The organism is Shewanella sp. c952 (genome assembly GCF_019654975.1).
In the GTDB taxonomy this organism is placed as follows: domain Bacteria; phylum Pseudomonadota; class Gammaproteobacteria; order Enterobacterales; family Shewanellaceae; genus Shewanella.
The window spans coordinates 16,189-42,879 of record NZ_BPEW01000031.1; the positions used below are offsets into that span (position 1 = coordinate 16,189).

Below are 26,691 nucleotides of genomic sequence, written 5' to 3' on the forward strand. Positions count from 1 at the left end.
TTTTAATTAATCCACAGCGGAGCTCCAACTTTTGGACGAAATATCCACTGGCGTACTATTATCTGTTCTGTTCGTCTTGATTCTACTTTCAGCCTATTTCTCAGGGTCTGAAACAGCCATGATGAGCCTAAATAGATACCGTTTACGTCATTTGGCATCAAGCGGCCATAAAGGCGCTATTCGCGCGACAAAACTACTTGAGCGTCCTGATAGATTGATTGGACTTATCCTGATCGGTAACAACTTGGTCAATATCCTCGCCTCCTCCATAGCCACCATTATCGGCCTGCGCTTATTTGGTGACGTGGGGATTGCGATCTCTACCGGTGTATTGACCATGGTAGTATTGGTTTTCGCCGAAGTGACGCCTAAAACCTTTGCCGCGCTGCACCCGGAGCGTATCGCATTTCCGTCTAGCCACATTTTACGTTTACTGCTGATAGTACTGCTTCCATTTGTAAAAGCGGTCAATCTTATTACTTCTGCTGTGCTGCGAATGGTTGGTATCCGCTCGACAAAAACCTCAGATGCACTAAGCCAAGAAGAGTTGCGCACCGTAGTACACGAAGCAGGAGCATTGATACCGAGACGTCACCAAGAGATGCTGCTGTCAATTATGGATTTGGAAAAGGTCACTGTTGAAGATGTGATGGTGCCTCGCTCTGAACTTTACGCCATTAATATCAATGACGAGTTTAAGAGTATTAATAAACAGGTGATTCAAAGTCCTCACACTCGGGTGCTGCTATACCGCGATACTGTTGATGACGCAGTTGGTTTTGTTCACCTGCGCGATGCACTGCGTCTGCAATCTAAAGGACAATTTAGTAAGTCTTCGCTTCTACGTGCAGTAAAGGAGCTTTACTTCATCCCTGAAGGCACGCCACTGAATGTGCAGTTGAGTAACTTCCAGCAAAATAAAGAACGCATTGGTCTAGTGGTTGATGAGTACGGCGATATTCAGGGCTTAGTCACCCTTGAAGATATTCTCGAAGAGATTGTCGGCGATTATACGACCTCGATGATCACAACTCCAAGCGAAGATATTAACGAACAACAAGATGGTAGCTTCCTGATTGAAGCAAGCATCAACATTCGAGAGCTTAATAAAGAGATGGACTGGCAGTTTCCAATTGATGGCCCTAAGACCCTTAACGGCTTAATATTGGAACATCTTGAAGAGATCCCAACGGTCAAAACCAGTATGCGAATTGCAGGCTACCCCATTGAGGTCATAGAGCTAGGCGATAACATGGTGAAAACGGTACGAGTATTGCCTCAACACTATGCGCAACCTAGAGCTTAAATAAAAAACGCTAACCAATTGGTTAGCGTTTTTTATTATCATTTATTTGGCTTTCTTCGCAGCTTCTAGCGCTCGGCGCTTATCGCGTGCGATTGGCGTAATCTCAGCTAACAGCTCTTTTTCAAAACCAAGCTTAAAATACACTTCTGCCATCAAAAAGAACGGGCCGATCAATAACTGATTCAAGTCATCCACAAAAGCTGGTTTTGCCTTTTCATATTTATGACCGATAAACTGAATGACCCAGCCAATAACAAAAGTAGCTATCGCAAGGTAGCCGGCACCAGCATATTGAGCAACAATGCTAGAGGTATAAAGCACTGGAATAATGAACAAGGTTAGACCGAACGCTAATTTTGCATGCAACATAAAGTAATACCCCAATACCACTACTGCAAAAACAGTCGCCACGTTAAAACTAATGACAGGGTCATCAAATACAGCAAAGTTGATTGGGATAAGATTGAAGCCTACAAATGCCGACCAGATGATCAGCGGCACGCCAAAGAAATGAGTTTTTATATTGCTCGGGTTTAAGTGCACACTTTTATAGGTCGACAGCTGCTCTACGGCGGATTTCATCGGAATATCTCCATGTTTATATCAGTCTAATTATAGTTGTTATTTAACTTATCCTTAACCTAATGGATTTTATCACCGATTAATAGAGTAAATATTCAATGCAGTCCCCTTACTCGCCATTTGACTTGAAGCTCGCAATGAAAACTCACAAAACATGATTTCGAACATCAGAGTTGATTAAGTCGTAAATGAAGTTTTAACATTCAAAATGATTGTTCTACACTGAGTAAAGCAACCTTACTATTTGTCACCGTCCTATAGGAATACTTGATATGACCCAGCTATGCCAACGCGCTCAGTCAGGCGTTTTATCTAACCCGTCGACACACGTAGAGTATCTCACTTTTTGCCTCAAACAAGACTCAACCAGCATCACTACCCAACAAATAAACCAACAAGCCATTAGCGATTTCATCGCTGCAGTAAGTGGTATTGAAAAATCAATTAACCAAAAGGACTTAACCGCAGGGCTCAATATTTCGATAGGTTTCTCAGCCAATGCATGGTCACAACTATTTCCTTCCTATCCAACCCCTGCAGAACTTCACCCCTTCAAAGAGATGAGTGATGGTGATCGGCTATTCCCTGCCACTGCCGGTGATGTATTTATCATGATTAAGTCAGAACGTATCGATCTAAACTTTCAGGCCGCTAAGTACATAATGAAGAGCTTTAGTGAATTAGCCTCACTCGTCGAGGATATCCAAGGCTACAAGTATCTAGATAATCGAGACATGATTGATTTTGTCGATGGTACTGAAAACCCTAATGGTGCAGAACGCGCCATGGCTGTGCTGGTAGCAGAAGATAACGATCTTCATCAAGGCGGTAGCTATTTGCACGTTCAACGTTATGTTGACAAGCAGCTAGACTGGGACAAACAGACCACAGAATACCAAGAGCAAGTAATTGGTCGTACCAAAATGGATAATGTCGAACTAACCGACGAAGAAAAGCCTGTATGGGCACACAACGCTAAAAGTAAAGTTGAAGTCGAGGGTTTGGAAGTCAAAATGCTCAGGCAGAATCGTCCTTATGGGAACGCCATGGAACATGGCACCATGTTTATAGGCTTTGCAGCTACGCCGACCATTATTGAAACGTCCCTCAGTCAAATGATCCATGCCGATGAATACGGCAATTATGATCGTCTATTAGACTTCGTAGATGCTAAAACGGGTTGCCTATACTTTATGCCGTCTAAGACCTTTCTTGAACAGTTTGATGATGGTTAAAACAATTGCTCACTGCAATCCACTTACATAACGCGCAAATTAATTACTTTGCCCCGATGTAAACTCATAGTGCTAGCTTTCAAGAATAACCGTAGCGGTAGCGTAGTGTTTTTCATCTGCAATCGAAACATGACCGCTCTTACCGCCGAGCAACACTAACCTTTGTGCAGCGCCATCGGTAAAAGTAATCTTTGGTGCTCCATTATCATCATTGCTGATCTCGATATGTTGAAATGACACACCGCGGCCAATACCAGTACCCAGCGCTTTTGCTGCAGCTTCTTTGGCCGCAAAGCGCTTAGCCAAGTAACGACCAGGATTGGAAGATTTGATAAAAATATCAAGCTCTGACGGCGTTAACACTCTTTTAGCCAAACGATTAGTTTGTAGCTCCTTCTCGCCAGCCACAGGAACTCGAGTTTCTATGCGCGCAATCTCGACAATATCCGTACCCAAACCAACAATCATAAATTACCTTTTTTAACTAAACAAAAGCCGAGCATAACTTAGTGCCATGCTCGGCTGTTTAAATCACATTGACAAGCGGCTTACTCGCCTCGGCGACCTTCGACCATCAACTGTTTCATATCACGTACCGCTGTCGCTAAACCGTCAATCGCGGCGCGGGCGATAATCGCGTGGCCAATATTGAGCTCATACAGCTCAGGAATAGCAGCGATTGGCTTGACGTTATGGTAATGCAGACCGTGGCCAGCATTCACAACGAGGCCTTTCCCATGAGCATATGTCGCCATGGTGCTAATACGGTTAAGTTCAGCTGTAGCTTCAGCATCAGTTTCGGCATCTGCATAGCAACCAGTATGGATCTCTATCACTGGCGCTCCAACGGTTACGGCAGCATCAATTTGTGTTTTATCAGCGTCGATAAACAAAGAGACCTTAATACCCTCGTTGGTTAAGCGTGTTACAGCGGCTGCAATCTTATCTTGCTGACCAGCAACATCAAGACCACCTTCAGTAGTAAGCTCTTCACGCTTCTCTGGCACTAAACACACATAAGCAGGCTTAATCTCGCAAGCAATATCAAGCATCTCTTCGGTGACGGCCATCTCAAAGTTCATCCGTGTCTTAAGCGTTTTAGCTAAGGTATACACGTCTCTATCGATAATATGGCGACGATCTTCACGCAGATGAATGGTAATACCCTCAGCGCCAGCATGTTCGGCAACAGCAGCAGCATGAACAGGATCGGGATAATTAGTTCCGCGAGCTTGGCGTAGAGTCGCAATGTGGTCAATGTTAACGCCCAGTAGGATCCGGCTCATGTGTATTCCTTGATTAAACGAAATTATAAAACCGCTATTGTACTGTGAGATTTAGCGTATAGCCAGCGAGTGAGCAGCTATATACCGTTGAATTATTTGAGTGAAACTCAGTTAGCTTCTTGGCGTCACTTTAGCAGAACTGGCGTTCTTCTTAATAAACAAACTACGCGAGTGCAGCGGCTTATCACCCAATGTTGGTGCTAAGAGTTGCCGCATTAGCTTCTTCGCCTCGACAAGATGCTCAGCCGCCAGCGCCTGTTTTTTAAGTGCGAATAGCATCTCGCCGGTGAAGAATTTGTGCTGATTGTATTGCGTTGCAATAACCGGCATAAAACCATGCTCAAGCTCCAGTCGATAAAAGCCGCTGGCCGTCATTTCAGCACCAGACGGATCAAACTCTAGCGACGGCATGGTCCCTAACTCTTGTAGCAACGCCAGCTCAAAATAGCGTAACTGACTTTGATTAAATTCCTTTGCCATTGCAATCAACGTCTGATGATAGTTAAAAAACAACTCCTCAGCGCTGTGCTGTACAGTTAAGCAGCGAATAAGCAGTTCGTTAAGGTACAGACCTGAATACAAGCAATTACCGGTTAGCGGCACTGCAGGGCTTGCAGCCTCAACTTGCTTTAAGTTCTTAAGATCTGATTTGCCTTGCAGCTGAAAAATGAGCGGCTGAAATGGCTGTACAATACTGCGAATAGAGTTCTTACTGCTGCCGAGACGAGCAACTGCATCAACGCGCCCTTTGCCATCAACCAACAGATTGACCAGCACACTTGATTCACGAAAGGGTCGGGTATGAAGAACGTAGCCACGCTCCATGATTATTTAATTCCGCTTAGTAAATTGATAAAAATAACAGTAACTATCATAAAACCAATTGAGTGCTAATACCAATGCAGCTCAAATAGCCAATACAGCAGCTTAAACCGCTTACAAAAATGCCCCTTTCTATTGCTAAAAAGAGGCATTATTAAGCGATATGAGCGTAATCGTTACTCTTCGCCGTAACCTAAACTACGCAGTGCACGCTCATCATCGGCCCAGCCCGATTTAACCTTTACCCACATCTCTAAGAAAATCTTGTTATCAAATAAGACTTCCATATCAACACGAGCGGCAGAGCTTATCTTTTTGATGCGCTCTCCCTTATTACCAATCACCATGCGTTTTTGCGTTTCACGCTCAACGAGTACTAACGCATTGATCTGATAGACGCCATTTTCCATCATCTTGAACTGCTCAATTTCAACAGTACAATCGTATGGAAGCTCATCGCCCAAAAAGCGCATTAATTTTTCACGCACGATTTCTGATGCCATAAACTTCTGCGAACGGTCAGTGACATAATCTTCAGGGAAGAAATGTGGTGACTCAGGTACCGATTCAACGGACATATCTAAAATCCGTTGAACATTGGTGCCCTGAGTTGCAGAGATAGGCAAGATCTCATCAAATTCAAACTTTTTCGATAACTCTTCAAGATAGGGAAATAGCGCTTCTTTATCCTTGATGTTATCGACTTTGTTGATAGCTAGAACCGTTTTACGACCATCATCACGGCTCTGCAACTTGCGCAGTACCATTTCGTCATCAGCAGTCCAGTTCATGCCGTCAACCACAAATATCACCAAGCTGACTTCTGCCAATGAACTAGCAGCGGCACGGTTCATCAATCGGTTAATCGCACGCTTCTCTTCCATGTGAAGGCCTGGCGTATCGATAAACACCACCTGACGTGGACCGTCAGTATGTATGCCCATAATACGGTGACGAGTCGTCTGTGGTTTTTTAGAGGTAATACTGATTTTCTGGCCTAACAATTTGTTAAGCAGGGTTGATTTACCGACGTTTGGTCGGCCAACAATCGCCACCATACCGCAATAAGTTACCGCGTACTTAACGGCTGATGAAGGGTTATTCATCTGCGCGAGTAAGTCGTCTAGACTCGGTTCATTGCTCTCAGGTAAATCTTTTTCGTTACTCATTTCTTAATTAACTCCAACACTTGAGCGGCTGCACTTTGCTCTGCTTTTCTGCGTGAACTAGCAACCCCGACAACGGCTTGTCTCAAGTCTTCTACAACACATTCAACGGTGAAGGTTTGCTCATGGGCATCCCCTTCAGTATGGACGACTTTATAGATTGGCAGCGGTTTTCTAAACTTTTGCAAATGCTCTTGAAGTAACGTCTTTGGATCTTTCTGGTTAATAGGCTCAATCACTCGCAAGCGCGATGCATACCAGTTGAGTACCAATTTGCGGCATTTCTCGATATCTGAATCAAGGTAGATAGCGCCAATGATGGCTTCTACCGCATCCGCCAATATAGACTCTCGTCTAAAACCACCGCTTTTTAATTCACCAGGCCCAAGCTTTAGATAATCTCCCAGCTTGAACTCAATGGCTATCTCAGCCAACATTTTCCCACAAACCAATGTGGCACGCATTCGGCTCAAATCACCTTCAGTCGCCTTCGGAAACTGATGGTATAGCGCGTCAGAAATTACAATAGACAAGATTGAGTCACCCAAAAACTCGAGTCGCTCATTATGCTTATTAGAGGCACTTCTATGTGTTAGCGCCTGATCTAATAATGCTTGCTCAGCAAACTCGTAGCCTAATGTACGACATAGCCTAGGGATATTTTTAATCGGTTCCATATTACACAATTCCGCCTACACGGTTAAAACGCACCCCTGTTGGGATCCAAGCTGGCAAAAAGTCAGCCGGTTTTCTGTCAAACTCAAAGCTTATCCAAATCGCAACCGCTTTACCGACGAGGTTATGCTCAGGCACAAAGCCCCAAAAGCGGCTATCGGTACTGTTATCGCGATTATCACCCATTGCAAAGTATTGACCTTCTGGCACGATAAACTCGGTCAACGGCACGTTCTCTTGGCGGTGATAGTAGTTGATCATATCTGGTCGTGATGGATTGATTAAGATGTCATGAGTCACATCACCAATTTGCTCTTTAAAACGTAGCAACGGCGTACCGTCTTGCGAAAACTCGCCACGGTTAACAGATACTCTTTCAACCGTTTTTAGCTCTGGGCAAGGACTCTGTCCTTCAGCACAAGCAGCTTGGATATAAAGCTGCTTATTGCGGTATACAATACGGTCGCCCGGCAAACCTACAATACGCTTGATATAGTCAATCTGCGGGTTTTCTGGGTATTTAAAGACTGCCACATCGCCACGCTCAGGTTTACCGGTTTCTTTTAATGTCGTGCGCCAAACAGGATCTTTAATCCCGTAGCTAAACTTTTCTACCAGGATAAAATCACCAACGAGCAATGTTGGCATCATAGAACCTGATGGGATTTGAAAAGGCTCATAAATAAAAGAGCGCAAAATAAGCACAAATGCGATAACAGGAAAGATAGACTTTGAAGTTTCGACAAACGCAGACTCGCGCAGTATCACTTCAACATTCTCTTCACTTAACCCAGCTTCAGCCGCTTGAGCCATTGCCAACTTCTCACGACGCTTAGGGGCGAATACCAGCGCATCTGCCATCCAAACAAGGCCACTGCCTAAGGTAACCAAAACTAAAATTAGCGAAAAATAGGCTGCCATTATTAATTAACTCCTGCCAAACATAATTGGGTAACGGCTAAAATGCCGATGTCCCTATGGTTATACGCCAGTAATGAAAGCGCCGCAAACTGCGGCGCAAAGTCTAGCGATATATTAACAAATCTTAACGAATTAACTTAATCGTTAAGCTTCAACACTGCTAAGAACGCTTCTTGTGGAACTTCAACGTTACCCACTTGCTTCATGCGTTTCTTGCCGTCTTTTTGCTTCTGCAGTAACTTCTTCTTTCGAGATACATCACCGCCGTAACACTTAGCAGTTACGTCTTTACGCATCGCCTTAATCGATGAGCGCGCAATAACCTGGCTACCGACTGCGGCTTGAACTGCAATATCAAACATCTGACGTGGAATAAGCTCTTTCATCTTATTCACAAGTGCTAGACCTTTAGTACGGATCAATCCTTTATGTATGATCATCGCCAACGCATCGACTCTGTCACCGTTAATAAGAATATCAAGGCGTACCATGTCAGCAGGTTCAAAGCGGATAAAGTTATACTCTAACGATGCATAACCACGACTGGTTGATTTTAGACGATCAAAGAAGTCCATGACCACTTCAGCCATTGGCAATTCGTAAGTCAATGCGACTTGGTTACCATGGTAAACCAGGTTAGTTTGTACACCACGTTTTTCAACACACAGGGTAATAACGTTACCTAAGTATTCTTTTGGTACCAGAATATTAGTCTCTACAATCGGCTCACGCATCTCTTCGATGTTATTAACCGCAGGTAGATCCGATGGGTTATCGACATAAATAGTCTCGCCACTGGTCTGGACGATTTCATACACAACGGTAGGTGCTGTAGTAATAAGCTCTAGGTTATATTCACGCTCTAGACGCTCTTGAATGATCTCCATATGGAGCAGACCCAAGAAGCCAATACGGAAACCAAAACCAAGTGCAGATGATGTTTCTGGCTCGAAAAACAATGAAGCATCATTCAAGCTCAGCTTGTTAAGCGCATCACGGAAGCTTTCGTAATCATCAGTCGAAATAGGGAATAAACCCGCGTAGACCTGTGGTTTCACTTTCTTAAAACCTGGTAATGGCTCAAGTGCGCCATGCTTTGCATGAGTCAGCGTATCACCTACTGGTGCGCCGTGGATCTCTTTAATACCCGCGATAACAAAACCCACTTCGCCAGTTTTTAACTCTGGAGTATCAGTTTGTTTCGGGGTAAAGATCCCCACACGGTCAGCAGTATGAGCCTGACCTGTAGACATAACTTTAAATTTGTCGCCCTTCTTTAGTACGCCATTTTTGATACGCACTAAAGATACAACGCCTAAGTAGCTATCAAACCAAGAGTCAATAATTAGCGCCTGCAGCGGCCCTTCTTCATCACCTTCAGGTGATGGAATTTGCTCAACAATAACTTCAAGCACATCTTTAATGCCGACACCAGTTTTGGCCGAGCAACGTACAGCATCTGCCGCTTCAATGCCTACAATATCTTCAATCTCTTCAGCAACACGATCAGGATCAGCCTGCGGCAGATCGATTTTGTTCAGAACAGGAACAACATCCATGTCCATCTCAAGAGCGGTATAACAGTTTGCTAGGGTTTGCGCTTCGACACCTTGGCCCGCGTCAACCACCAATAGCGCACCTTCACAAGCCGCTAAAGAACGTGATACTTCATAGGAAAAATCGACGTGACCAGGCGTATCAATAAAGTTAAGTTGGTAAGTCTCACCATCATTAGCTTTATAGTCCAAAGTAACACTTTGCGCTTTAATCGTAATACCACGCTCACGCTCAATGTCCATTGAGTCGAGAACCTGCGCGGCCATTTCGCGATCGGTTAAGCCACCGCATTCATGAATAAGGCGATCTGAGAGTGTTGATTTGCCGTGGTCAATATGGGCAATAATTGAAAAGTTTCTAATATGCTTCATTATGCTGGGATGACTTAACTCGAAGTTGAAAAGAATTTTTAAGGTGCAGAATTGTACCCGATTGCGGCTTTAATACCAATTTTTATCATGCTTTTGAATTGGAAAGTTATGCCAGAGGCCAAGTATCTACGGTTACTGCGCTATATCTATGGGCTTACCAAGAGATTTTATAATGATTGGTTGTGCATTTTCTTCTAACGCTTTAGCAAATTTCTTTCCTAACGCCCAAGAAGCGACACCACCAACTAACGCAAAGGCAATCGACAACAAGTCTTGATTCACATCTAGGCCTACAGCTAATAAATTACCACTATAAGCACCGATGAAAAAACCAGCTAGAGGCAGGATATAAACCAACATAGCGGCTTTTAAAATAACGCTTTCAGGAAGACCGAGCTTCAGGCGTTCTCCAGTTGCAAAAGCACGTTCAGTTTGAATAGAAAAACGCTGAACCTTTGATGAAAAGGCTTTAGCAACGGCAGAGGTACCGCAAGAATCACTACTGTCACAGTGATTACAAGCACTCTTCATCTCTACTTCTACAACGACCCAGCCAGAGTTGCTGTTAGCAACAACTTTGGCAACCTCTTCCATCATGGTATTAAACCTTATTACTGCAACATAATGCTTTGAGCTATGCGGCTTAACGTTTCCGCAGGTACTTTACCTACAGCAACAACCTCGGCATTTCCTACACGTTCTGTCGCAAGCGATAAACCATTACGGGTAACCAGTTCATCTGGAAGCGGCGCGTCTCCTGCTTTAGCGACATAGACAGAGATGCTCGCAAGGCCATCGCTAATCGCAATGTACTCTACAGCTTCTTTACTACCGATTAATCGATGCTGGTCTTTTACCAGCACCTTAAAACCTTCAGGTAACCAGCCAAACTTCCAATCTTCACCAACAGCGCGTTCAGATTGTGCCATTACTGCAGGCCATTCCTGCTTATGCGCCTCTTTCAGTATAGAGGGTACCTCTTCTAAAACTAATAATTCGACCACCATAAGCTGCTCTAATAATTGCTTATCGTTATTAATCATGTCGAATCGCAGCGGCAAAAAGGTATCCATATCAAGCCAAACTTGGTAACCATATCGATTATCATCATTTGGAATGATGCGGACCAACTGCCCCGGGCGTCCTGCTATTCTGCTTCGGCCACCTAAAACAAACTTGTAGCCAGCTTCTAGGTTAGAGATATCATCAGCGAAGGCTGCAGGAATAACCCCTTGAATACGTTTTGCGTGAACGCTGTAAGCCGGTTGGTCATGCTCAATAAAGGTCACCGTATTACCAACTCGAACCGCATTCTTAGGCGGCCCATTAAGGTGCTCTAGAAATGCCACCTCTTGATCTTGAACCTTGCCATGGATATAAACCAAAGGACGAATATGATCGGCTTGAATTTGTATTAGGGATATTTTGAATTCTTGTTCGCGCAGTGCTTGGCTCATATTTTCAAGCCAAGCTTTGGCGGGCATGTCTTCCCGCGCCATCGCAGGAAAACTCATGGCTAGAATAGCCAGTAGGATTAGACGCAAGCTAACTCCTTGTTACTGATTGACAGGTATTGTATCTACCTCTCTATTGTCCTCTATAACCACACCATTATTCAATCTTTGTTGTAACATATGATCTTGAATGTAGGAGTTAATACGACGACGCTGATCAACGACTTGTTCGTTAGTATAGCTCTGATTTTGCTGTACTGCGCCAGTCTGCAAGCTTACCGGTGATGCACTACCAATAAGTGGTCTAGTGTTCAAAACGGGTAAAGGAGAGTTGTCTAGCAAAGTCTCTTGGTTATAATTTTGTACACCAACCACGGCAACCATAGCGACGGTTGCTGCAATAGCATACTGACCAAATTGCTTAAACAGTGGCACAACTTTACTTGAAGTAGGCTTTGTGGCTGCTTTAACAGTGGTTTGCTTAGGAGCTATAATCGCAGGCTCTTCATCAATCGCAGCCATGATGCTGGCACTAAGATCGATAGATACTGTCTGCGGTAATTCACCGCGCATTGCATCACCAATCATATGATAATCACGCCACTGCTCATGTGAATCTGCGTCAGCTGCTAACTCAGCTAACGTTTGCTCGTCGAGTTCACCATCGACAGCTGCAGATACCCATTCCTGACCTAATTTATCCATTGTTCACCTATCTTTGTTCAAGGGTGCTAGCGTTCTAGCAACGGCTTAAGCTTTTTATCAATCGCCTCACGTGCTCTGAAGATCCGTGATCTTACAGTTCCGACGGGGCAATCCATGACATTAGCAATCTCTTCGTAACTCATACCATCAAGTTCTCTTAGTGAGATTGCCATCTTCAATTCTTCTGGCAATGTGTCTAAAGTGTCGAAAACGACCTTTTGAATCTCTTCTGACAAAACGAGTCGCTCCGGAGATGCAAACTCCTTTAACGCATCGCTGCCATCATAGTATTCAGCTTCTTCAGCATCGACATCATTAGCGGGCGCTCTACGCCCTTGTGCGACCAGATGATTCTTTGCAGTATTAACTGCAATGCGATACAACCACGTGTAAAACGCACTTTCGCCCCTAAAGTTCGGTAACGCTCGATATGCTTTTATAAAAGCTTCTTGCGACACATCTGCAACGTCGGCCTGATTTCGTACATAACGCGATATCAGATTCGCGACCTTGTTTTGATATTTTTGCACTAAAAGGTTAAAAGCGTTCTTATCGCCACGCTGTACGCGCTCAACTAATTGTTGATCACTTATTTGTCCACTCATCCGAGCCGACTACTCCTAAATCTAATACTGATTTCTCAGCCGCTCGAATCATATTCACTTATGTAGACTAGCGAGTTTCAAAAAAGTTCTATAAAAATGTGCAAATATGTCATTTTCTTTTTTGGGGAGACAAACTTTGCAAAGCTGATCACCTGAAAACATACTTATATAACACACCAAAACGCTGTTCATCTGCGCCAATTTTTTGCTCGTTGAATTAATCAGAACAAAAAACCTCTGAATCATCCTGTTTCATCGCATTGTATTTCACGATAAAAGCAGGCTTAGGGACCGCAGTGTTTGCCAATAGCACTGCACAATATTTAAAGCGAAAATAGATCCAACAAGCAATATGCCAGCTTGATAAGTATCCATAAACAGCATCTTGGTTTAACATAGTCCGAATTCCCAGATGACTCTATGATACCTGATGAAACAAGTAGTTGAACACCAATCTGATATTTTGGTTATTGGTAGTGGTGCTGCGGGGCTAACCCTTGCACTGCATCTCGCTGAAAAATCAAAAGTTATTTTACTTTCCAAAGGTCCTTTAAGCGAGGGTTCAACCTATTACGCTCAGGGTGGTATAGCCTCAGTTTTCGACGAAGAGGACACAATTGAGTCCCATGTCGCCGATACATTAGTCGCTGGAGCAGGGCTTTGTGACGAGCCTGTGGTCAAGTTTACTGCCGAAAATGCTCGAGCATCGATGCAATGGCTGATTGATTGCGGCGTTGCTTTCGACAAAGAAGAAACCGCGGATGGCAGCGTTGAAGATGCGCCTTATCACTTAACACGTGAAGGTGGTCATAGTCATCGCCGGATACTGCACGCTGCGGATGCAACGGGTAAAGAGGTACAAGTTACCCTGCAAGAGCGAGCCAGCCGCCACCCAAATATCCGAGTCCTTGAACGTTACAATGCTATCGACCTGATTACGACTCGTAAGTTAGACAGACCAGGTAACCGTGTACAAGGTGCCTATGTCTGGAATCGAGATTTAGAGCAAGTCGAAACAGTAAAAGCACGCTTTGTAGCGTTAGCAACAGGCGGTAGCTCAAAAGTTTATCAATACACATCCAATCCAGATGTTGCTTCAGGTGACGGCATCGCCATGGCTTGGCGTTCTGGCTGCCGGGTTGCCAATATGGAGTTTAATCAATTCCACCCAACCTGCCTATATCATGCTGATGCACGTAACTTTTTGCTGACCGAAGCACTCAGGGGAGAAGGTGCATTTTTGCGTCGCCCTGATGGCAGCCGTTTTATGCCAGAGTTTGATGACAGAGCAGAATTGGCACCTCGTGATATCGTCGCTAGAGCAATTGATTATGAGATGAAGCGTTTAGGTTCTGATTGTGTCTATTTGGATATCACTCACAAACCTGCAGATTTCATCATTAAGCATTTCCCTACCATTCATAAACGCTGTTTAGAGTTCGGTATTGATATCACCACCGACCCAATCCCTGTCGTACCAGCTGCCCACTATACTTGCGGCGGAGTCATGACGGACCTGCATGGACAAACCGACCTCAATGGCTTGTACGCTATTGGCGAAGTTGCATACACCGGACTTCATGGCGCGAACCGTTTAGCCAGTAATTCACTGCTAGAGTGTTTAGTATTTGCTAGAGCTGCTGCAGAAGATATTGAAAGCCAACTCGGTAAAATCCCCATGCCAGGAACATTGCCAGCTTGGGATGAAAGCCAAGTTTCAAACTCAGATGAAGAGGTAGTAATCGCCCATAACTGGCACGAATTACGCCTATTTATGTGGGATTATGTTGGCATTGTTCGTTCTGATAAACGTTTAGAGCGTGCTTTAAGACGCTGCGTGATGTTACAGCAAGAGATCCAAGAATATTACAGTAACTTTAGAGTCAGTAATAACCTGCTAGAGCTACGTAATTTGGTGCAAGTCGCAGAGCTCATTATTCGCTGTGCAATGGAGCGAAAAGAGAGTCGCGGGCTGCATTACAACATTGATCACCCTGAGAAAGAAGCATCACCTAAGCCGACAATATTACAACCTAAGTAATTGGTTTTAACTGTCTGAGTGAAGCCTATTTCGATAAGATAGCAGCAGTAAACGACACAGATGACGGTAATTTGTGTCGTTTAACATGTCCGCCCAAACCACCAGCCTTTTTTCCTCACTGCCACTCTGAATATCAAAAACTACCGCAAAAGGTGTCACTATCGGCCTTCCCTTGATCACAAAGCACTGCTGATTTAACCGCACATTGCCATCTGCAGAGAGTATGAACTGACGAGACCAATATCTAAGCTGCCAAAACTGCCAAGCGAAAAAACCACAACATAGTGCAAAGATGAGCGCTTTACTAACCAGGTAGACTAATGATTCGGAATAAGGCCAGATCAAAAAGGAAGTTAAACAGATGGCAGCCACAACGGCCAACGAAAGCCGTTGACCGAAAGAGCTATAGAGACTAAAACTATGCTGCTGGGCGGCCACGAACTCTTATTATCATCTCTGCAAATTGAGGATTTTTACAGACTTCATGCCCCATAAACCAAGCAAACAATTCAGGGTCTTCACATTCAAGCAGCTTAACAAAAACCGCTTTGTCAGTGTTCGACATCGCTTCATAATGTTTTTCAACAAAAGGCTGAAACAACACATCAAGCTCTAACATGCCTCGACGACAAGCCCACCTTACTCTTGCGATTTTCATGGGTTCTGGCATTGATTCCGACAAGTTTATTACTCCAATCTTTTACAGTGGCGCTAGTGTATACCCAAATGAGCTTTACTAGCAAAACATGTGATTATAGCTGCTTAACTTTTACATCATTACCGGCAAAGAGTTCAGAAAAGTCAGTATTCAATAGGCGCTTTACCGCAGGATGCTGGATCATGCGTTCAGCAAACATCACATGATAAACCTCTTTAACCTCGGTCGTTTCCCCAAGCAACATCATTCCACGGTCTAAGATATCTTGCTTATAAATAGACGGTGCTACAAATATCCCCTGCTTAAAAAAACCAAATGACTTCATCATCGCTGCGTCATCAAACTCACCAAGAATACTGATATTGAGGTTTTTCTCGTCAAACCAACGAACCAACTGTTGCCCTAACGATGTCCCTCGACTGGGGATCAGTAACTTTCCTTGCTCTAAGCACTCAGGAAATGGCTTTGAGTAAGTTTCTGACGAGAAGAAAGCAATACCACTCTCTCCCAGTTGTTTAGATAAGATCTCAGGATACTTGAGGCTTTCACCGGCACAGTCAGACAAAATCATATCTAACTTATGCCCACGAAGTCGCTCCATTAAGCTTTCATGAGTTGCCTCATAGCATGCCAAATGCATCGAACCATCACTTGGGACTACAGACAATAACACGCGGCTAGTGAGTGCCTTTGAAAGTGCTGCAGCAATACCCACCTCAAACAGAATATTTTCATCTTTTTGGTAGTTAAGCAGATCAAGCATTTCATAGCTTAGGCTAAACATCTTGTCTGCGTACCGAAATACTAATTCACCCAGCTCTGTAGGCTCAAGAGACCGGCCAACACGCTTGAATAAACTTCCCTTTAGACTCCCTTCCAGCACTCGAATCTGGCCGGTCACGGTTTGCGGCGTTAAGCATAACGCCTCAGCCGCTTTAGCCACTGAGCCTTTTTTTTGGATCATCCAAAAATAATAGAGGTGATTATAATTAAGGTTTGCCATCTAAAAGTGCCGTTGTTGATATAAAAAGGGCTAGCACCAGTGCTAGCCCTTAAGGAAATTACTTCAGACGCTGACAATCCATTAGACTGAACATTGCGGTAGTAAGGTCATCAGTGGTTTCGATTTTGCCTACTTTAAACGCCTCCGCCAAGCCAGATACCAGTGCATCACGGTCAGGAATTCGGTTCTGACAGAAGGTACGATTCGCTTCTTGGAAGCGCTTGCCACCTCGATACTTCAACGCTCGAGACTCATAATCATTAGACTCTAAACGCTCGCCAACTGCGGCCCCTTTATACATAAGCGCGCCATCAACAATACCTTCTAGATAGTTCTGACAATGTGCATCATTGATATCTAAGTTACACGCTTCAATCTGTGAAGCGGAAGCGGTCGCAGTAAAACCTAAACCCAGTACCAACGCTATTAGTGCAATTCTCATGCTTTCTCTCCTTTTTCAGGCAATACTTTAGACAACCAGAAGTAACCAATCACCGCTGATGCAATTGAGCCTAACAAGATCCCTAGTCGAGCATAGTCACCATACATCGCACCTTCTCCCACAAATGCTAATGAAGAGATAAACATCGACATGGTGAAACCGATACCACACATTACAGAGACAGGGATAATCTGCTTCCAACCCACACCATCTGGCAATACAGCAAGCTTAAGTTTCACAGCTATGAAGCTAAATAACATAATACCCAATGGCTTACCGACTAGAAGACCTAACGCAATGCCCAACGGTACTGGCGATAACAATGAACTTAAGCTCATGCCGCTTAAATCAACACCTGCGTTTGCAAAGGCAAAAATAGGCAAAATGATAAATGTGCTCCAAGGATGCAAGCTATGCTCTAAGCTCTCAGATGGCGATGAACCATCTTTAGCACGTAACGGTATACAGAAAGCGATAATCACACCCGCTAACGTTGCATGCACGCCAGACTTAAGCACGGCAATCCATAGGATTAGACCGAGTACACCATAAGGGCCGAGGGCGGTAACACCTTTTCGATTCAGCCCTATCAAACCGACAATTGCCGCAGCGGCAACCACCAAGCTAATCGTCGATAAATCAGTACTATAAAATAGCGCGATAATCACCACGACGCCCAAATCATCAATAATGGCTAACGCAAGTAAGAAGACTTTTAACGCAACTGGCACACGGCTACCCAGTAATGCCATAATACCTAAAGCAAATGCAATATCCGTAGCAGCAGGGATTGCCCAGCCCACTTGGGTTATCGGATCGGAATAGTTAAATAGTAGATATACTCCGGCCGGGAACAACATGCCGCCAATCGCAGCAAAGGTAGGCAAAGAGGCTTGTGCTCTACTTGATAATGCACCTTCTAAAAGCTCTCGTTTAACTTCTAGACCAATAAGCATGAAGAACAGCGCCATTAGTCCATCATTAATCCAGTGGATCAATGTTTTATCAATATCTAAACTACCGACACGCACCTGCATCTCAGTCTCAAGAAAACCTTGATACATTCCTGATAAAGGTGAGTTCGCTAAAATCATTGCTAGCACAACAGCAATCATCAATAGAATGCCACCTGCTGATTCTTGGCTTAGAAAATTCCTAATTGCCCGTTCCATATTACGCTCCATAAAATCTCAATGTAACGAGTGTAGCCGATTACTCTCAAGCTGAATAATCGTTTGCTTCAGTGTTAAACATCGGAATATCCGAGGTATTCAGTATGGACTTGAGATGACTAAATATCAATCAAAAACGAACATAAAGAATCAAGTGCAGCTAAATGGCGCAGAATTGGCGGTGAAGCTATCTTTTTGAACTAAAAAATAACCTAGTTGACTGCTTACATGCAAAAGCAAGCTGCAATATGTGACTAACTATGCATTTTTAAAAATAGACTCGCCTCGAATATTTCGACCAAAGCGAGTCAGTAATAGCGCTATTTACACTGAGAAAGGGTAACGGATCCCTTCATGATGCTCATAACCTGTCACTTCAAAGTCATCCATTGTTACCCAAGTTTCCAAATCTTCTAACGACTTGATGTCTGGGTTAATAGATAACTGCGGCGATGGAAATGGACTGCGTTTTAATTGCACGTTTTGCATCAGCTCAAGCTGATCTTCATAAATGTGGGCATTTACAATCTTATGATAAGCAGTTCCTGCTTTGTGACCAGTTATCTGCGCGATTAAAGCTAGTAAGGTAAAAACCTGCACTTGATTAAAGTTCAGGCCTAACGGCACATCACAAGATCGCTGGAAACTAGTCAGATGTAAAGTATCGCCCAACAACGAAAAATTATGAGTATGCATACAAGGTCTTAGGCACCCCATATGAAATTCACCCGGGTTATAAAAGCTTAAGATCTCGCCTCTATCATCAATCCCTTTAGAAAGGTTATCGACAATTTTACGCAATTGGTCAACCGTTCCACCGTCAGGCTTACTCCAACCACGGCCCTGTACACCATAAACCCGCCCCATATCATCAGCGCCCTTACGATGCGTATTATTCAGCCAAGCTTGGTTGTCGTTTGCATTGGCATCCCATGTCTTGGCACCGATTTTACGAAAGTCAGCAGCGTTATCGTAACCGCGGATATAGCCAAGCATTTCAGCAATCGCAGCTTTCCAGAAGCTTTTACGGGTCGTGATCAGCGGAAACTCATTTTTATCTACGTGGTAAACCAAGTCAGCATTAATCACAGTCAAGCAGCGTTTACCGGTACGACTATTCTCAACCCATGTGCCTTCATCAATGATCCTTTGACAAAGTTCTAAATACTGTTTCATTACTATTACCTATAAAAATTAAAAACTTAAACCGTATCGATATCAGTTTAAGGATGATAAAAAAATGACTCTATTGTTGTTGCAGCTTTATGTTAATACCAGCTTCAAACCAACAAAGGCGAGGAACACTGCAAATATTTTTTTCAACTTAGCCGTAGGCCAGTTCGTCGCGGCCTTGGCACCTAACGGCGCAATGAGTATAGATGTGGTAGCAATCCCCACCAATGCAGGTAAATAAATAAAGCCGATGGTACCTTCAGGTAACGTGGCAACATTCCACCCAGCCAACGTATATCCAATACTACCAAATAGCGCGATCAGCAAACCTGTCGCTGATGAGAAACCAATCGCATAACGCATCTGTAATCCACACCAAGTAAGAAACGGTATAAGCAATACACCACCGCCAATCCCCATCAAGCCCGCAATAATAGCAATGATGACAGCCGCAAAAAATAAACTCACGGTGCTAGGCATTGAACGATTACTGTTAGGACGAAATGGAAAAGCCATTTGAATGGCCATTAAGATGACAAACACCGCAAAAATCTGCTGTAAAAAGCTGGCTTCAATCAGCTCAGAGATAAAGCCTGAGCAAATAGCTCCCAATACAAACCCCGGCAACATGGATCTAAAAAGCTCCCACGGAATGTTTTCACGCTTGTTATGAGCACGTGCAGAAGATAAAGAGGTAAGAATAATAGCGGCGAGTGACGTTGCAATGGCTACATGAGGTAAATGCTCTGCTGGAATACCAACACTAGGCAAGATATGTAATAGCGCGGGCACCGCAATGAGTCCGCCGCCAATGCCTAATAATCCCGCCATAAAACCAATAACAGCACCAAGCACCAGACATATGCTAAAAACAACCAGCCAAGTTTCCACGCCAACACCTTTAATTTTGTCTGTTATTGCCCAAAGCTTAAAGCAATCGACAGAGTTAGAAAATAGCTAATTGATTTAATGCGAATTAGCGACTATCAAATTAGTTAAGCAACGCCATTAAGCCCCGTTCCTGGCAATATTCAGCCACCAGTGCTTTTACCTCTTCACCAGAGCTCAGCTTAAGTACATCAACCAGTAACGCACTCAACTCATGCTTTGATACGCGTCTAAGTAGGTAGTTAATCCGCGATAAGCTCGCTTGGTTCATGCTGAGCTGGTTATAGCCCATCGCCACGAGTAATAGTGCTCCGGCTGGTTCGCCTGCGAATTCACCACATACACTTATAGGTAATTGGTTAGCGTCACAGCGCTCAATAGCGAATTTAAGCGCTCTTAGCACACCTGGGTGAAAGCTATCAAAAAGAGCATTGACGCTCGGATTGTTACGATCAACAGCCAGCAGATATTGAGTGAGGTCGTTTGAACCTACAGAGACAAAATCGACCCGCTTGGCAACTTCATCTAACTGATATAGCAGTACAGGAACTTCTATCATGATGCCGACTTTAGGCATAGAGATTGCTCTGCCAAGTTCAGCCGTTAGCTCTTGGTGGGCTTGTTCTAAATAGACTAGCGACAGATCGATCTCTTCTAAATTACTGACCATCGGTAATAAAACGTGCAGTTGGTCGCTATCCCTAGCCGCTTGTAACATGGCTCGTAACTGCACTAAAAAAAGTTCGGGATGATCTAGGCTCAGCCGAATTCCGCGCCAACCAAGAAAGGGGTTATCTTCAACAATCGGAAAATAATCGAGCGGCTTGTCGCCGCCCACATCTAAGGTGCGCATCACAACAGGTTTACCTTTCGCAGCATTTAGTACCTTGCGGTAAACCTCTAATTGCTCAGCCTCTCCAGGGAAGCATTGTTTCAACATAAACAGGATCTCGGTGCGATACAATCCGATACCATCTGAATCACAACCAGTGTCCGAGTCGATGCTACTGATTAAGCCACTATTGATATAAAGATAAACTCGATGGCCATCAAGCGTCACCGTCGACAAAGGCAACTCGGCAGCGTAGCGGCGTTGTAAGGCTTTTTCAGCCGCGATTAGGCTTCTATATTCAGCTAAAATAGTCGACGAAGGTTCGACTAACAGTTGGCCTCGATTAGCGTTAATAACCACTTGGCGCTTATCAAGGTTGGCATTCAAAATACCATTAACCCCTATTATTGCTGGAACACCTAGTGCCCGCGCCAAAATAGCGGCATGAGAATTTACCCCGCCAAGCTCAGTCACAATCCCTGCAAGCTTCTGCCTCGGAAACTCTGCAAGTAAGGTTGTACTCGCTTCTCGCACAATCAAAATAACCGGCGTTTCAGGCTCTAAGAACATCTTTTCAGGTTCAATAAGCTGCCTTAAGACACGCAAACCAACATCTTTAATATCACTCGCACGCTCTTTTAAATAGAGATCTTCCATATCATTAAAATGAGCGATATAACGTTTAGAGACTCTACATACTGCCGTTTCAGCACTCCAACCTAAACGCACTTCCTTAATGTACTCTCCACCTAAGCTCGCTTTTTCAAGCAACAACAATAGTGCGCTAAAGATAGAAGCTGCTTCTTCATCTTTTTCCCTATCAAAACGCTGCGATAAGTTACCTAAAGTATCCTTACAGCGATTCATCGCCAATTTAAGACGAACTTCCTCTTGGGTCATACAGGCACTTTTACGCTCTTCTAACGCAAAAGAAAGCTGGCCGCCAAGCAATAATGCTTTAGCGATGGCAATACCTTTAGATGCCGATTTACCTTCGTAATAAAGGGGCTGCAGCGCGCTGTGATTAACAAGTGCGCGACGCTTAAGACCTTTAATTGCCATGGCGAGCTGTGCAGCCAAGGTCATTAAAAAAGCTTCCTCGCCTTCACTGAATTGTCGAGCGCGTGTTTGCTGTACAACGATGACACCAATCACTGTTTTTTGGTAAACAATAGGCACGGCGAGAAACGCATTATAGGCTTCTTCAGACACTTCAGGGATTAACTTAAAACGCGGATGAGATGATGCATCAGCAAGGTTGACGGCTTCTTCGCGCTGGGCGACTAAGCCTACCAACCCTTGAGTCAGTGGTAATTTAACTCGATTAACAGCGCTCGGTTCCAATCCATCAGTCGCAGATAGGATAAGTTGCTGCTCTTCTAAAACATAGACAGAGCAACACTCTGTCGCCATAGCTTGTTTTGTTTGCGTGACCAGTTGCTCCAGTGCGTATTCAAGATCGCGAGCTGAAGCAACAACTTGTGTGATGTCCCTAAGTGTTTTTAGCACTAACGCAAACCTCTCTTAACTAATTTCTGCGCATTCCTCTTCTCTTATGGTTTGACTCTTTTACCTGTAAAGGCAACGTTGTCGGCGCAAACTCTTTCATTACTTTACGGTAGACATCTCGTTTAAATGAAACCACCTGTCTCACTGGATACCAATAGCTGACCCAGCGCCAATCATCAAACTCAGGATGACCACACGCATTGAGATCTATGGCGTTCTCACTACTTTTTAACTGCAACAAAAACCATTTCTGTTTTTGTCCAATACAAACGGGTTTACTATCTTGTCTGATCAATCGCTTTGGTAACCTATATCGTAGCCAAGACCGTGTTGATGCGAGGATTTGCACGTGTTCTGGCCTTAATCCTACTTCTTCGTATAACTCACGATACATGGCTTCTTCCGCTGACTCACCTTCGTCAACGCCACCTTGAGGAAATTGCCAGGAATGTTGGCCAAATCTTCTAGCCCACATAACCTGCCCAGAGCGATTACAGATAATGATGCCCACATTTGCGCGAAAGCCGTCACTATCAATCACATGGACTCCAAACTATTAAATATTAATGAATTGATTGTTTCATAAAGCTTGCGCCGCAGCAAATCTCTGTTTCGCATATTCGTTGGATAAATCAAACAAAAGCTGAACTTTATCAACAGGTACATTATTATAAACGCGATCATATCCACAGAATCTGTGGATATCTCTGTTGGAAACTCAATAAAACTCTCCAAATCGTCAATATCAGCGTCAATATCAAATTCAAAGCACAGATTAAAAAAAGTAAATTAACAACCTAAAAACAGTAACTTATATATTTTTAAGTTAACATAAAACTAGCTATCAGCCATAATAGCCCACAATTTAACCAGCCAATTTAAATTGTAAAACTTACAAGGTTTGATAATGATGTTATTCACAAGTGCAAGTATATAGTGCCAAAAAAAAGCAAATAATCGCCACCAAATAGCATTGACAGATCACATTCATTGCAGTAGTCGCGAGATAAATAGAAGTTATCCAGTAAATCTGTGGATAACTATGTTGGAAAAACAGGGAAACTATAGGTGTAAGTTGAACAACTTACATGAAGCCGTAATAGGTAAAACCATTTTACCGTTTATTTTCATTACGTTACAGTCTGCCGAAGAGCTATAGTCGCCAAGCAAAAACCAACGGTTAAATTTTAACCACATTTGCCAAATGGTAAAACTTAAGTAAAATCTTCGCTATGAAAAAATCAACATTACCTCCAGATACTCTCGAAGAGCTCATGTCTCGTGCTGAAGCCATGGCAGGACTAACACTCGGACAATTGGCAAACTACCATCAAGTAGAGATCCCAAAAGATCTAAAACGCCATAAAGGCTGGGTTGGGCAATTAATAGAACTTGAACTAGGTGCCCTTGCGGGTTCAAAACCAGAACCTGATTTTATTCATTTAGGCGTAGAGTTAAAAACCATTCCAGTAAACCAAGTTGGCAAGGTCCTCGAAACGACCTATGTTACCGTCGCTCCATTGACTAACATTCTCGGTTTAACTTGGGAAAACAGTGTTGTTTGCCACAAATTACAGCAAGTGCTTTGGATCCCCGTACAAGGTGCTAGAGAGATCCCATTGACTGAGCGCCAAATAGGCTCTCCCGTTTTATGGCGTCCTTCCCTCGAAGAGGCTGCACTATTAAAGCAAGACTGGGAAGAGATCATGGAGCTAATTGCTATCGGCAAAGTCGAAAGCATTACCGCCCGTCATGGTGAGGTGTTGCAGTTACGACCTAAAGCAGCCAATAGCCAAGTGCTGACCCAGAGTATTGATCACAATGGCGCACAGTCTCAAACTAACCCTCGTGGTTTTTATTTGAAGACTCAATTTACCCAAAAGATCCTTTCTGGGCTACTTTGAGTAAATTTCGCTCCAAAACTCGCATTCATTTGACTTAGATCACAAATACTACTGGATATAGTAAGGTGATTTTCTATAAACTAGCCCATCGTAAAAAAGTAGTAGTTGGATACCCCTTAAACCGTGAGAGCACGTATACAAGCGAAGAAGTTAGCCTTCGCTATTTTCGCTTGGACTGTAGCCATGGCGGCATTCGTATTTTTCAGATACGCGCAGACTCCAGAACTTCCACAGTGGGCCATTGGTTCCGCTGATTTAGCGACGCTTTCAATTTACATGGGAATTATTTTTGGCAGCCTGCATTGGATGTCTAATCTCATTGCTGACTTCAGCGCGATTAACCGCCTGCCCTATATATTTTCGGTTATATTTAAAGGTTTATTTCTTCTACTTGGGGCAACGACCCTCGCGTATATCACGCAGTACCTAAATATGTGGGCCATTGAAAACCACATGACAACCTTAAGGCAAATGCTAACAGCGCATATCTTGTATAGCCCAGCATTCCAAGCGTTAATAGTGTATTTAGTTGTTGTAAGAGTGGGCCTAGCATTTATCGAGCAAATGGCACTACTCGTCGGGCCACGGGTTTTATTTAACATTGGTCTTGGTAAGTATCATAAACCACGCTATGAGCAGCGCTTATTTCTCTACCTTGATATGGTAGCCTCGACCACACATGCAGAGTCTTTAGGTGATTATCGCTTCAGCCGCTTGATCCAAGATAGTTTTAGTTTATTGGCAGATACCGTGACCAACAACGAAGCTGAGATCTATCGCTATATGGGCGATGCCGTGCTCATACACTGGCCGTTAAAAGATGGCATCAAACAAGATCGTTGCTTTAATATTTATCATGACTTCTCACAGCAGCTAAGCTGGCAACGGCTGTATTTTGAAGAGCAGTATGGTTTTGTGCCTAAATTTAAGGCGGCAGCTCATTGTGGCCAAGTCGTAGCAGCAGTTGTCGGCGTACAAAAACAAGAGATTAGTTTCTTTAGCGATGTACTCAATACCTTAGCCAGACTGCAAGATCAATGTAACCCACTCGGGCAAAGAATGTTGATCTCTGGCTCTTTAAAGTCTCGACTCGACTTTGCCGATACGCGCTATAACCTAAATAGCCTTGGACCTATCAAGCTAAAGGGAAAACAGCACTCAATCGAAGTATTTGGCGTTACCCCTAAAGCTCCATCATAGAGTTTTAAAAACCCTAAATGTAAAAAAGGCCGATACACAGTATCGGCCTTTTTTACATTATTTATATTCAACCCACTATTTATCTTGCTCGAGCAGCTTTTGGATCTCTAAGCCTAGCGTTCTAAATGTCAGAATGCGGCTCGAGGTCTGACGCCAAACAAGACCTATATCTCGATATGGCGTATCGCCTGGAGGCGCCATAGTTGTTAGCTCAGTATTGTTTAAGATCCCTGCATCTATCGCCATTTGTGGCAGAAATGTGGTTCCTAATTTGCAGTTAACCATCTGCACCAAGGTATGCAGACTCGTTGCTGCAAATGGATTAATCTTGGTACTTTCTCCTAACTGACAAGCGCTGATAGCATGACCAGTAATACAGTGTTCAGCCTGAAGTAAAAAGATACTTTCGTCAGGCAGATCCTGATAATCAATGGGCTCATGAATCGCATCGCTAAGATCTTCATGCACCACCATTTTGAACGGGTCGATGCCCACTTTCATACTGTGGTAACCGCTAGTATCAACAGGTAAGGCTAATAACAACAGGTCCAGTTCGCCTTTACCAAGCGCATCCACCAACCTATCCGTAGTGTCCTCTTTCAAGAACAGCGTGAGATTTGGATAGACCTCTTTGCAATGCTGAACCACTCGACTGAGAAGAAAAGGCGCGATAGTTGGAATACAACCCAAGCGGATTTCGCCCGTCATAGGCTCACCTTGGTGCTTAACCAGTTCCACCAAATCGTCCACATCAGTGAGTAATTTGCGTGAACGTAACACCACCTCTTCACCAATTGCGGTGAAAATAAAAGATTTGTGGTCGCGTTCAATCAGCTGGTGACCTAATTGCTCTTCGAGGTTTTGAATACCACTAGAAAGCGTTGATTGGCTGACATGACAGATTTTAGCAGCGCGATTAAAATTTTGTTCTTGATGTAAATTAACCAAATAAAACAGGTTTTTTAAACTCGGAAGATGTTTCATAAAGCAGATTACCAATGACATTATTTATCGGATAGTTCAATTTAACCTTACCATAGATTACTTAAGGCATCCTTGAAAATATCTAGCAGAGTGTGAGGCGGCGCAAACAGTCGCAATAAAGTAATGGCGACTCAATGATTAAGGACACTTTATATAGAGGTCGATAGATAAGCAGGCAAAAAAATAGCGCTGTTTAGTGA

General features: G+C 43.7%; 27 protein-coding genes. 5 read left to right on the forward strand and 22 right to left on the reverse strand.

Going from position 1 to position 26,691, the window contains the following annotated elements:
- The first annotated feature begins 31 nt into the window (after window positions 1–31).
- A complete protein-coding gene (locus K5R16_RS17310; protein WP_220738977.1) occupies window positions 32–1,306 on the forward strand; it encodes an HlyC/CorC family transporter in 1,275 nt (424 codons plus the stop codon).
- Window positions 1,307–1,348: 42 nt separating this feature from the next.
- Here K5R16_RS17310 and K5R16_RS17315 read toward each other — a convergent pair whose 3' ends face one another.
- The gene (locus K5R16_RS17315) at window positions 1,349–1,888 is read right to left on the reverse strand and encodes a DUF962 domain-containing protein (protein ID WP_220738979.1); all 540 of its coding nucleotides are present in this window, start codon (window positions 1,886–1,888) and stop codon (window positions 1,349–1,351) included.
- A gap of 272 nt (window positions 1,889–2,160) precedes the next feature.
- Between K5R16_RS17315 and K5R16_RS17320 the strand changes: the two genes are divergently transcribed.
- Window positions 2,161–3,123 (forward strand): Dyp-type peroxidase, encoded by a 963-nt coding sequence (locus tag K5R16_RS17320; RefSeq protein ID WP_220738981.1) that lies wholly within the window; start codon window positions 2,161–2,163, stop codon window positions 3,121–3,123.
- A gap of 72 nt (window positions 3,124–3,195) precedes the next feature.
- Here the strand turns inward: K5R16_RS17320 and acpS are convergent, their stop codons facing one another.
- The 11 genes from acpS to rpoE all read right to left on the reverse strand — a co-directional run bounded on the left by acpS (window position 3,196) and on the right by rpoE (window position 12,685).
- On the reverse strand, window positions 3,196–3,591 hold the full coding sequence (acpS, locus tag K5R16_RS17325; RefSeq protein WP_220738982.1) for a holo-ACP synthase: 396 nt from the start codon (window positions 3,589–3,591) through the stop codon (window positions 3,196–3,198).
- A gap of 80 nt (window positions 3,592–3,671) precedes the next feature.
- Window positions 3,672–4,409, reverse strand: a complete 738-nt coding sequence (gene pdxJ, locus K5R16_RS17330) for a pyridoxine 5'-phosphate synthase (protein WP_220738984.1) — start codon at window positions 4,407–4,409, stop codon at window positions 3,672–3,674.
- A gap of 111 nt (window positions 4,410–4,520) precedes the next feature.
- A complete protein-coding gene (recO, locus tag K5R16_RS17335; RefSeq protein WP_220738986.1) occupies window positions 4,521–5,234 on the reverse strand; it encodes a DNA repair protein RecO in 714 nt (237 codons plus the stop codon).
- A gap of 173 nt (window positions 5,235–5,407) precedes the next feature.
- A complete protein-coding gene (gene era, locus K5R16_RS17340) occupies window positions 5,408–6,400 on the reverse strand; it encodes a GTPase Era (RefSeq protein ID WP_220738988.1) in 993 nt (330 codons plus the stop codon).
- Complete coding sequence (gene rnc / locus K5R16_RS17345; protein WP_020913805.1) at window positions 6,397–7,074, reverse strand: ribonuclease III; 678 nt, start codon at window positions 7,072–7,074, stop codon at window positions 6,397–6,399. Before rnc ends, era begins: the two co-directional genes overlap by 4 nt.
- 1 nt (window position 7,075) lies before the next feature.
- Window positions 7,076–7,993, reverse strand: coding sequence for a signal peptidase I (gene lepB, locus K5R16_RS17350; RefSeq protein ID WP_220738990.1), 918 nt, complete (start codon window positions 7,991–7,993; stop codon window positions 7,076–7,078).
- Between the two features lie 137 nt (window positions 7,994–8,130).
- Window positions 8,131–9,921 carry a translation elongation factor 4 gene (gene lepA / locus K5R16_RS17355; protein WP_220738992.1) on the reverse strand — a complete coding sequence of 597 codons (1,791 nt, stop codon included), beginning with the start codon at window positions 9,919–9,921 and terminating at the stop codon, window positions 8,131–8,133.
- A 132-nt stretch (window positions 9,922–10,053) separates the two neighbouring features.
- Window positions 10,054–10,518, reverse strand: coding sequence for a SoxR reducing system RseC family protein (locus tag K5R16_RS17360; RefSeq protein ID WP_220738994.1), 465 nt, complete (start codon window positions 10,516–10,518; stop codon window positions 10,054–10,056).
- 14 nt (window positions 10,519–10,532) lie between these two features.
- Window positions 10,533–11,465, reverse strand: coding sequence for a MucB/RseB C-terminal domain-containing protein (locus K5R16_RS17365; protein ID WP_220738997.1), 933 nt, complete (start codon window positions 11,463–11,465; stop codon window positions 10,533–10,535).
- Between the two features lie 12 nt (window positions 11,466–11,477).
- Window positions 11,478–12,080 (reverse strand): sigma-E factor negative regulatory protein, encoded by a 603-nt coding sequence (locus K5R16_RS17370; protein WP_220738999.1) that lies wholly within the window; start codon window positions 12,078–12,080, stop codon window positions 11,478–11,480.
- A 26-nt stretch (window positions 12,081–12,106) separates the two neighbouring features.
- On the reverse strand, window positions 12,107–12,685 hold the full coding sequence (gene rpoE, locus K5R16_RS17375) for an RNA polymerase sigma factor RpoE (RefSeq protein WP_012154289.1): 579 nt from the start codon (window positions 12,683–12,685) through the stop codon (window positions 12,107–12,109).
- Between the two features lie 430 nt (window positions 12,686–13,115).
- Between rpoE and nadB the strand changes: the two genes are divergently transcribed.
- The gene (nadB, locus tag K5R16_RS17380; RefSeq protein WP_220739001.1) at window positions 13,116–14,726 is read left to right on the forward strand and encodes an L-aspartate oxidase; all 1,611 of its coding nucleotides are present in this window, start codon (window positions 13,116–13,118) and stop codon (window positions 14,724–14,726) included.
- A 6-nt stretch (window positions 14,727–14,732) separates the two neighbouring features.
- Here the strand turns inward: nadB and K5R16_RS17385 are convergent, their stop codons facing one another.
- The 9 genes from K5R16_RS17385 to rppH all read right to left on the reverse strand — a co-directional run bounded on the left by K5R16_RS17385 (window position 14,733) and on the right by rppH (window position 22,944).
- Window positions 14,733–15,164, reverse strand: coding sequence for a protein YgfX (locus K5R16_RS17385; RefSeq protein ID WP_220739003.1), 432 nt, complete (start codon window positions 15,162–15,164; stop codon window positions 14,733–14,735).
- The gene (locus tag K5R16_RS17390; protein WP_374758404.1) at window positions 15,145–15,396 is read right to left on the reverse strand and encodes a succinate dehydrogenase assembly factor 2; all 252 of its coding nucleotides are present in this window, start codon (window positions 15,394–15,396) and stop codon (window positions 15,145–15,147) included. Before K5R16_RS17390 ends, K5R16_RS17385 begins: the two co-directional genes overlap by 20 nt.
- 82 nt (window positions 15,397–15,478) lie before the next feature.
- Entirely contained in the window at window positions 15,479–16,387 is a 909-nt protein-coding gene (nhaR, locus tag K5R16_RS17395) for a transcriptional activator NhaR (RefSeq protein WP_220739005.1), read from the reverse strand.
- 58 nt (window positions 16,388–16,445) lie between these two features.
- On the reverse strand, window positions 16,446–16,829 hold the full coding sequence (locus K5R16_RS17400; protein WP_220739007.1) for a hypothetical protein: 384 nt from the start codon (window positions 16,827–16,829) through the stop codon (window positions 16,446–16,448).
- On the reverse strand, window positions 16,826–18,001 hold the full coding sequence (gene nhaA, locus K5R16_RS17405) for a Na+/H+ antiporter NhaA (RefSeq protein ID WP_220739009.1): 1,176 nt from the start codon (window positions 17,999–18,001) through the stop codon (window positions 16,826–16,828). Before nhaA ends, K5R16_RS17400 begins: the two co-directional genes overlap by 4 nt.
- A gap of 324 nt (window positions 18,002–18,325) precedes the next feature.
- Window positions 18,326–19,177: a thymidylate synthase gene (locus K5R16_RS17410; RefSeq protein ID WP_220739011.1), complete on the reverse strand. Its 852-nt coding sequence runs from the start codon at window positions 19,175–19,177 to the stop codon at window positions 18,326–18,328.
- Window positions 19,178–19,264: 87 nt separating this feature from the next.
- Window positions 19,265–20,065, reverse strand: a complete 801-nt coding sequence (locus K5R16_RS17415; protein WP_220739013.1) for a sulfite exporter TauE/SafE family protein — start codon at window positions 20,063–20,065, stop codon at window positions 19,265–19,267.
- A gap of 100 nt (window positions 20,066–20,165) precedes the next feature.
- Window positions 20,166–22,403 carry a phosphoenolpyruvate--protein phosphotransferase gene (ptsP, locus tag K5R16_RS17420; protein WP_220739015.1) on the reverse strand — a complete coding sequence of 746 codons (2,238 nt, stop codon included), beginning with the start codon at window positions 22,401–22,403 and terminating at the stop codon, window positions 20,166–20,168.
- A 19-nt stretch (window positions 22,404–22,422) separates the two neighbouring features.
- Window positions 22,423–22,944 (reverse strand): RNA pyrophosphohydrolase, encoded by a 522-nt coding sequence (gene rppH / locus K5R16_RS17425; RefSeq protein ID WP_020913819.1) that lies wholly within the window; start codon window positions 22,942–22,944, stop codon window positions 22,423–22,425.
- 691 nt (window positions 22,945–23,635) lie between these two features.
- On the opposite strand from rppH, the gene mutH reads away from it, so the two are divergent.
- Together mutH and K5R16_RS17435 are read left to right on the forward strand one after the other, a co-directional pair.
- Window positions 23,636–24,307 carry a DNA mismatch repair endonuclease MutH gene (gene mutH, locus K5R16_RS17430; RefSeq protein WP_220739017.1) on the forward strand — a complete coding sequence of 224 codons (672 nt, stop codon included), beginning with the start codon at window positions 23,636–23,638 and terminating at the stop codon, window positions 24,305–24,307.
- 123 nt (window positions 24,308–24,430) lie between these two features.
- The gene (locus K5R16_RS17435; protein WP_220739019.1) at window positions 24,431–25,507 is read left to right on the forward strand and encodes an adenylate/guanylate cyclase domain-containing protein; all 1,077 of its coding nucleotides are present in this window, start codon (window positions 24,431–24,433) and stop codon (window positions 25,505–25,507) included.
- 75 nt (window positions 25,508–25,582) lie between these two features.
- Here the strand turns inward: K5R16_RS17435 and oxyR are convergent, their stop codons facing one another.
- Window positions 25,583–26,491 carry a hydrogen peroxide-inducible genes transcriptional activator OxyR gene (oxyR, locus tag K5R16_RS17440; protein WP_220739021.1) on the reverse strand — a complete coding sequence of 303 codons (909 nt, stop codon included), beginning with the start codon at window positions 26,489–26,491 and terminating at the stop codon, window positions 25,583–25,585.
- Window positions 26,492–26,691: the final 200 nt, after the last annotated feature.